Origin of the sequence: Winogradskyella sp., from assembly GCF_013213975.1 — a bacterium.
In the GTDB taxonomy this organism is placed as follows: Bacteria; Bacteroidota; Bacteroidia; order Flavobacteriales; family Flavobacteriaceae; genus Winogradskyella.
This window is the reverse complement of the sequence record NZ_JABSST010000156.1, coordinates 1-2,234: the sequence shown is the minus strand read 5'-3', so window position 1 is coordinate 2,234 and position 2,234 is coordinate 1. Positions and strand designations below refer to the sequence as shown.

At 36.8% G+C, this 2,234-nt stretch carries 1 protein-coding gene and 1 pseudogene; both read left to right on the top strand.

What is annotated here, in order from left to right:
- Window positions 1-972, top strand: a pseudogene (locus HRU49_RS14570) (glycosyl hydrolase); the annotation flags it as partial.
- Window positions 973-1,068: 96 nt separating this feature from the next.
- A complete protein-coding gene (locus HRU49_RS14565) occupies window positions 1,069-1,908 on the top strand; it encodes a dienelactone hydrolase family protein (RefSeq protein WP_296358449.1) in 840 nt (279 codons plus the stop codon).
- Window positions 1,909-2,234 lie beyond the last annotated feature (326 nt).

Below are 2,234 nucleotides of genomic sequence, written 5' to 3'. Positions count from 1 at the left end.
CCAACTAAAGATGCATATTGGTACAGACAAGCGAGCAGAGTAGGAAGCCAAGGAGACGCAGAGTATAAGGCACCTAATGCGCCATTTGGGGCACGTTTTACCTACTATTTATCCGAAAAAGTTAAATCATTAAAGGATGTGCGTAAAAAGCGTGAAAAAACCAATACTGACTTTCCAGGATGGGACGCATTAGAAAAAGAAACTAATCAAGATGAACCCCTGGTTTTATTGATTATAAACGACACCAATGGCAACACAATTAATACTATAAAGGCAAAGAACACAAAAGGATTTAACCGTGTTAATTGGAGATTGAACTATCCAAGTATGCGCGGTGAAATTTTAGCGCAGGGTGGTGATGGTATAGGTACTGGTAACATTATGGTAACACCAGGAACATACACTGCTACATTAGTTAAACGTGTTGATGGCCAAACAACTGTTTTAACAGGACCTCAAGAGTTTAATGTTGTACCAATGTACGATGGTGCCTTACCAAGAAAATCGTTTGAAGAAATGAATCAGTTTAGAGAAGCTGTAACAGCATTTCAACAAGATCTTACAGCGACCAATCTGCATATGACGCGATTAATTGAAAAAATAAGAGCCATGAAGCGTGCTGCAAATAAAACCACAGCACCAAATGATGACTTATTACGTGATATAAATACCACCAGATTGCAAATATTAGCTATAGAAAAAGAGTTGCGAGGTGATAATGTTAAAGGCGCTATTGGCGAAAAATCTAATCCTACAGCTAATGATGGTGGAGGACTATCTTGGAGAGCTTTTGGTAATACCTATGGACCTACAGGAACACATAAAACCTTATTAGAACGCGTAAAACGTCAATTAGCATCTGTTAAGGCAGAATTACGTGCCATGTCAAATTCTACAATACCTAATTTAGAAAGACGCCTTAAAGCGGCAGGAGCACCATGGATAGAAGGGCAAGGTCTCATTGATAACTAAAAACATAAATCTTGAATATTTAAAGTGATTGTCGTTGGCAATCACTTTTTTTTATAGGTTCACAATTCGTACCTTTAATTATTAAATCTAACCAACATGAAAAAAATTATTTATTGTCTGATCCTTTTTACCTTAGTATTTGCTGTGTCATGTAAAGATACTCCCAAACAAGACGTTGAAGATTTTACGCATACCGATGAAATGCCACCGAAAGTAAAAGGAGAAGAGGTAAGCTATGCCACGGATTCTACAAATCTTAAAGGCTACATTGCTTATAATGAAAATATGGAAGGTAAAAGACCAGCAGTTTTAATTGTTCACGAGTGGTGGGGACATAATGATTATGTAAGAGAACGTGCAGATATGTTGGCTGAATTGGGCTATACAGCTATGGCTGTTGATATGTATGGTGATGGTAAACTAGCAGAGCATCCACAAGATGCTGGAAAATTTGCAGGTGCTGTATTTGCTAACTTGCCTGAGGCAACAGCCCGATTTAATGCGGCTATAGAATTACTTAAAAAGCATGAAACGGTAGCGGCAGATCAAATGGCAGCTATAGGCTATTGTTTTGGTGGTTCTGTTGTGCTAACAATGGCAAATAGTGGTGCGGATTTAGACGCTGTGGCAGCTTTTCATAGTGGAGTTGGACTACCAGTAATGCCAAACGACCAATTAAAAGCCCGTGTATTAGTATGTAATGGTGATGCCGATCCATTTATTGATAAAAACGTAGTTGCCACATATACAAAAGCTATGGATTCTATAGGCGCTAAATATGAATACATTTCTTATCCAGATGTATTACACAGTTTTACTTCAAAATCTGCTGACGACAATGCAAAGAAGTTTGATTTACCTTTAGCTTATAATGCCGAGGCAGATGCAAAATCCTGGCAGAGTTTACGTGATTTACTCAATGAGGTGTTTAAATAATCGTTTATAATTCTAGTAGAAATTGGAGAGCAGACTCTTGACTTAAAAAAATTATATTTTACATAATATAAATTATAGGACAATTGCTATTATTTAGTATTTTAACTGAGAGTACCAATTGTCAGCTATAATGTTATTATGTAAAATATCCCAGAATAATCCGTTTCCATAAGCATGTGCAGTACTTGGGCATTAAACCAGAAATCGGTCTGCTACGCAGCGTTAATGCAATGTTCCTATAATTAGACGTTATGTAAAATGTCCGCTATCCAAACGCTCGATTGTTTTTATAAATACAAATTGCTTATTGCAATTTATTTATAACT